Annotated in this window: 10 protein-coding genes; all 10 read left to right on the top strand. The window is 36.3% G+C overall.

Translation table 11 applies throughout. From position 1 onward, the window contains the following. On the top strand, nucleotides 1-226 hold a 226-nt coding region (locus NMG88_RS22380; RefSeq protein WP_254035912.1), incomplete at its 5' end, for a hypothetical protein. 84 nt (nucleotides 227-310) lie between these two features. Then, entirely contained in the window at nucleotides 311-676 is a 366-nt protein-coding gene (locus tag NMG88_RS22385; protein ID WP_254035913.1) for a hypothetical protein, read from the top strand. Nucleotides 677-771: 95 nt separating this feature from the next. After that, on the top strand, nucleotides 772-1011 hold the full coding sequence (locus NMG88_RS22390) for a hypothetical protein (protein ID WP_254035914.1): 240 nt from the start codon (nucleotides 772-774) through the stop codon (nucleotides 1009-1011). A gap of 105 nt (nucleotides 1012-1116) precedes the next feature. Then, nucleotides 1117-1659: a hypothetical protein gene (locus NMG88_RS22395; RefSeq protein WP_254035915.1), complete on the top strand. Its 543-nt coding sequence runs from the start codon at nucleotides 1117-1119 to the stop codon at nucleotides 1657-1659. 97 nt (nucleotides 1660-1756) lie between these two features. Beyond that, complete coding sequence (locus tag NMG88_RS22400; RefSeq protein WP_026798281.1) at nucleotides 1757-2251, top strand: hypothetical protein; 495 nt, start codon at nucleotides 1757-1759, stop codon at nucleotides 2249-2251. A gap of 72 nt (nucleotides 2252-2323) precedes the next feature. Then, on the top strand, nucleotides 2324-2674 hold the full coding sequence (locus NMG88_RS22405; protein WP_254035916.1) for a DUF6943 family protein: 351 nt from the start codon (nucleotides 2324-2326) through the stop codon (nucleotides 2672-2674). Nucleotides 2675-2701: 27 nt separating this feature from the next. Beyond that, complete coding sequence (locus NMG88_RS22410; RefSeq protein ID WP_087882273.1) at nucleotides 2702-3016, top strand: hypothetical protein; 315 nt, start codon at nucleotides 2702-2704, stop codon at nucleotides 3014-3016. A gap of 126 nt (nucleotides 3017-3142) precedes the next feature. Next, a complete protein-coding gene (locus NMG88_RS22415; protein WP_254035917.1) occupies nucleotides 3143-3679 on the top strand; it encodes a hypothetical protein in 537 nt (178 codons plus the stop codon). Between the two features lie 143 nt (nucleotides 3680-3822). Next, nucleotides 3823-4554 (top strand): hypothetical protein, encoded by a 732-nt coding sequence (locus NMG88_RS22420; RefSeq protein WP_254035918.1) that lies wholly within the window; start codon nucleotides 3823-3825, stop codon nucleotides 4552-4554. Between the two features lie 62 nt (nucleotides 4555-4616). Continuing rightward, nucleotides 4617-5311 (top strand): DUF5131 family protein (locus NMG88_RS22425; RefSeq protein WP_254035919.1); only part of this gene is annotated, 695 nt, incomplete at its 3' end.

Here is a 5311-nt window from a genome sequence, read left to right on the forward strand (position 1 = left end):
TAAGTGTTTGAGAAGTATGGCAATGAATCACAAGCAGATAGCTTTATTGATTAAGGATGAGGAGCAACGGCCCTATGCAGAAATAATCATTCGAGCAGTTAGTTTTGTTCACCGAATCGAAGAACTAGCCCCATTAGGAGGTATTGAATCCGATGACAAAATGCAACCCGAAGCCTTTTATGAACTGTTGAAGCAATTAGGTTTTAAGCTACATCTCGTCAAATAAACCTAAATAAACCCCTAATTAATTAGATTCAATCTAGTTAGGGGTTTTTCTAATTCACTTAACTTTAAATCAATGAAAATCACTGTGGCTATTTCCGGTTCACGTTCAATCGAAACATTAAACCCAGAAGCACTCACTAGAATCAATAAAATCATTGAACTTAATTATGAGATTCTAATTGGTGATGCTCCTGGCGTTGATACCCTTGTTCAAACTTATCTTGATTCAGTGAATTACGATAATGTTCAAGTTTGGTTTGCCTTCAACACCCTCAGAAACAATGTTGGTAATTGGGGAACCGTTAAAGTCCAGGGTAATTATAGCCTTAGAGATAAATTAATGATGAGTTCTGCTGATTTTGGTTTAGCTATTTGGGATGGTAAAAGCCCTGGAACTCAACGAAATATCAAACAACTTGGTAAACGTTGTCGTGTTGTTTTGATTAATTAGTTTATTTAATTAAAAGTAATTTGGCGATAGCTTAGTGCTTGGTAGCTACCGCCAAAGATAGGTGTTTTGTCGTTTTTTCTAACATAAATATTACCATGAATGAACTCAATGGTCAATGGCTTGAATGTGGCGGAAAACCCTGTTTTTGTCCTGATAATTCCCCATCTCCTTATGATTATCTTTGGGATGATGATATTGAAGATATTGAAGAAACTGAAGATATTGAAGAAACTAAAGAAGTTATAGAATTTCGAGAAAAATGCAAGCTGATTTCAAGATATTCAAGTCTTATCGAACTTGAAATTGAATCTAATTCAAGATATGACGAGTTTTAAATTAAATCCTTAATTAATTAGATACCCAATCTAGTTAGTTAAGGACTTTTTTTTAAGAAATAAAAGAACTAACGTAAGAGTAATTGAAATTTATTGGTAACAAACATGAACAAAACTAAATTAAAATTCTCTACTGAACTCCGAAAGCTAACTACTGTTCAGAATCCAGAAGCATTGCGAGCTTATTGTCAAAGTCTGAAATCTCAATTAGTTGCAGACCCTAGTAATTATGCGAAGGGTCGATATCGGTTATGGCTTTTCCATGAAGTTGATTTTCGAGATGGTAGCCTAACTAAAGGTTATTCTGACCAACGATTAATTGATTTTAGCCAACGGGTTTATCCTGGCTGTGATATTGGCTTATTAACTTATCATGGCCCTGTAACTGATGATAAAGTTAGTGATGGTAAAATTAGCTTACATCGAGATCATACATACTCAAATCCTAAAGCAATTAGTGTTAATTTGGGTGAAGCAATCTTCAGTTATGGCGAACCTGAACAAACTGATTATCTTCTTCAGGATGGAGATATTACCGAATTTAATTGTAAAGTTCTCCATGCAGTTACAGAGATTAGAAGTGCAGAAAGATTTAGTATTGTCTTCTGGAAATTAAATGAAGCGAAAGGCTACAAACCACTAACTTAACTTTAACAAAACCCTAATTAATTAGATTTAATCTAGTTAGTTAGGTTTTTTTTATTGCTACCGCTTCAATTTATTGCTCTTGATTATCTAATTAATAATGAAAACTGCGTTTATTACCGGACATCGTTGCCTTATTCAACCTAAAGCTGAACTCGGAATTAATCAATTAACTGACCTCGCTATTGAACGAGGATTTAATTGTTTTCTATCTGGAATGGCTATTGGAACTGACAACAAGGCTGCACAAATTTGGAGCCAACGAGGATTAAATTGGAAAGCAATTTTTCCTTGTCCTGAACAAAGATACGGTCATAGTTTGTATCGCAAACAACGGGAAAAACTCTTAGCTACTGCAACCGAAGTAAAAATCCTTTACCCAGAATACTCTGACGGGGTGATGCAGGCTCGTGATCAATATCTTGTTAATAATTCTAGTTTGGGTTTAGCCGTCTGGGACGGTCGAACAACTGGGGGAACTTATCTAACAATTTCAATGGCACGAAAAGCTAAACTTCCAGTTATTATTTTCAATCCTAAAACCGAATTAATTGAGATTGAAGAACCCTTAAAACAATTGAATTTATTTGATTGAAACTACCCTTCGACTCCGCTCAGGACAGGGCTACCGCTTGATGGCGTTGGTCATTCATTTGGACAATCCAAAATGTATCAACGTCATTCAACTCAATGGACAATTTATAGTGCTTTTCACGGTGCAGATTTCTGGTTAATTGCCAAACATAATCGGGAAATGTTGGGGAAACCAATTCGTGAATATAAGAAAGGTTGTTTTGGAATGTTAGCCCCTAAAAACATCGACCCAAATTATGGCTTTTATCTTTGTCAATATCTCTACAATGAGGGATTTTGGCAATCTTATAGTTACGGAAGTCTTGAACTCAATCACCTGCGAATTACCGATGTTCGAGAAGTCTTTAAACCCGATAGTTATTTACTTTCTCCAACTGGAACTCTAATTGTTTTAAGTTCTACTTGCCAACTGGCTACCGCTTAATCTTCTTGATTTCAATTAAAGGTAAACATGGAAACTAAACAAACACAAACTAAACTCAATCTCGATATTGATGTTGATGTTGTTATCGAACGACTGCAACTTGATGGGGTTTTCGAGTGCGATCGCATTCCCCAACATCTCGTTAAACAAGCTCTTTCTAAATGGCTCTCCAAGATTGAAGACAGCATCAATAATGAACCCGATTGGTGGATTCGACAGTTTGAATCTAAAGCCTTTAAATCTTCTATTGAATCCTTCCTTGATGATTATTCTCAAGATTCTGAAGGTATTGAACAATCTGAAGATTCTGAAAAAGATATTGAGTTTGCTGCCCTTTCCTAACAACAAACTCAAAACTATCAGAGTACAAGATAAGTAAACCAATTCACTAATAATACCAGGATTCTATTAGTTTGTCAATGGAATCTTGGTATTTTTCTATCAGTAAACCCCAACTAAATTAAACCAATGATTCCTAACAAATCTCAATTTCTTTCTGAACTTCAAGTTGATTCTGAATTAGACCTTGAACTCTCTACTGATCCTAATCAATCTATCCGAAAGTTTGTTGAACACAAACAAGTGATTAAGTTTCTTTCTGAACAACTCTCTGAAATTGAATCTGATGCAATCGTCGAAGCCCTTGCTATCCATCAAGATAACATGAATAACAACAAGAATAATGTTATTTATCAGGATAGCATTGCAAAAGTTGTTATTTGTTTTCGACAAAAATATGTGAGTTCTAAGGATTCACCGGAGTTGGCAAAATTAGAGGAATTGATTCGGTCTGAGGAAATTATTATCCTTAAACGCAATGGCGAGAAACTCAACAAATTAGATTCTGAGATTGAGGAACTTGAGAATCAAATTAAAGGGCTTGAAGTTCGCAAAGAAAAGCTCTTGAGTTCCAAACGGATTGAAAGTTTGAAAGCAGAATATCAACAATTAATTCAGGAATTAGCTTACAAAGAACCTGGATTAAATATTAGCTTTAAACGATAAATGTTAGGTTATAATGTTGGGAAGACTACTGAGTTTTTCCAACAAGATAATCTAGCTACCGCCTTGGGTTTTTGGTTGATTTCCTCCCCTATAAAAAATCAATCAAACTGAAACTAAAACCACTTACAAAACTAGAACAAACCATGAATATTATCCAAATCGACGGATACGGATTTCTGATTCCCAGTTCTCCGAGTCGTTATCGTGGGAATTGCTCAAAAGAATGGGGTCAATTTGTTGGAGGAAACACCAATAATATGACCTGTTCTGAAGCCGAAAAAGCCGGATTAACCAAAGGAAAATTTGTTGAAATGGCGGTTTGCCAAATCTCAACAAAAATCTTAACCTTTGAACCTAATTATGTTAATGAGGAATTTCTGGAAATTTGGGGGATTCCGGTTGGCGGCGAAATGAAAACTCAATTCCATGAAAAGGCTTCTGAACTTTCAACCTTTTTACTGCACCGTCAAAGTAAAGATAAATTTCAATTGTTGACGGAACAATTTGTCAAGAAGGCGTTGAATAGTTGGGCTTCTGAAGGGATGAAAGATAACTTCAACAAATATAGTTTGGAGAAGATTCGGGAAAGCTACAATAACTTGATTTTCCGATTTGAGATGACCAAAACTGAAGGGAAACATGGCAACTACTTCTATATTTCCGGTAGTTATCGTGAACCCAATGGCGAACTTGAATTAACTGCGTTGAAAGCTACAAAAGAGATTCAATCAATGGATGTCTGTAATGATCAACGATTGGTTGAAAATCAAGCGAAATGTTTTGCTGCGATTGCAGAAACCGAACTCAATCAAGCTCCAGTTACTCAACAATTGAATGCAACTAATTCCAAACAACTGAAATCAGCTAAAGCCTAATTAACTAGAGTCGGGGAGAAATCCTCGGCTTTTTTTTACCAACATTACCCAAAACTAAAACTATGACAACTACAATTTCTTGGTGCGATGAGACGATAAATCCAATCGTTGGATGCTCCCGAATTAGTGAGGGATGCCAGAAATGTTACGCAGAAACGGCGGCGAAAACGGCAAGGCTTCAACAATTCCCACAATATCAGAAAGTAGCGAGTTGGAATGGAACTGTTGAATTTGTTGAAAATCAACTTGATAGACTTTTAAGATGGAAAAAAGGGAAACGAATCTTTCTCTGTTCAATGGCAGATATGTTTCATGAAAATGTTCCCTTTGAATGGATTGAACAAATATTTTCAACAATTGAGGATTTTCCTCAACATACGTTCCAAATTCTGACCAAACGCCCTGAACGAATGATTGAGTTTTTTGATTGGTATATAGCCCGAAATAGTGATCATTCTGTTGGGTTGCAATGGAGTATCCCCGATAATATCTGGCTTGGTGTTAGTTGCGAGAATCAGGCAATGGCAGACAAGCGAATCCCATTACTTATGAAGATACCCGCAAAAGTTCGTTTCCTGAGTTGCGAACCGTTGTTGGAACCCATAAACCTATCGAAGTTCTTACCAATTGAATGGTCAGAAATTGCCGAGGATTGGATTGAATCCTGGCCAGGAATCGGCAGTTATTCTACTAATGATTATCCCAGTTGGGTGATAGCCGGAGGAGAGTCGGGAGCGGGTTCTCGTCCCTGTCATAT

Origin of the sequence: Planktothrix agardhii, assembly GCF_904830935.1 — a bacterium.
GTDB lineage: Bacteria > Cyanobacteriota > Cyanobacteriia > Cyanobacteriales > Microcoleaceae > Planktothrix > Planktothrix agardhii.

Bases quoted from the DNA above. Each gene is read 5' to 3' on its own strand.
- NMG88_RS22390 (WP_254035914.1), top strand. From the start codon at position 772: ATGAATGAACTCAATGGTCAATGGCTTGAATGTGGCGGAAAACCCTGT.
- NMG88_RS22395 (WP_254035915.1), top strand. From the start codon at position 1,117: ATGAACAAAACTAAATTAAAATTCTCTACTGAACTCCGAAAGCTAACT.
- NMG88_RS22400 (WP_026798281.1), top strand. From the start codon at position 1,757: ATGAAAACTGCGTTTATTACCGGACATCGTTGCCTTATTCAACCTAAA.
- NMG88_RS22405 (WP_254035916.1), top strand. From the start codon at position 2,324: ATGTATCAACGTCATTCAACTCAATGGACAATTTATAGTGCTTTTCAC.
- NMG88_RS22410 (WP_087882273.1), top strand. From the start codon at position 2,702: ATGGAAACTAAACAAACACAAACTAAACTCAATCTCGATATTGATGTT.
- NMG88_RS22415 (WP_254035917.1), top strand. From the start codon at position 3,143: ATGATTCCTAACAAATCTCAATTTCTTTCTGAACTTCAAGTTGATTCT.
- NMG88_RS22420 (WP_254035918.1), top strand. From the start codon at position 3,823: ATGAATATTATCCAAATCGACGGATACGGATTTCTGATTCCCAGTTCT.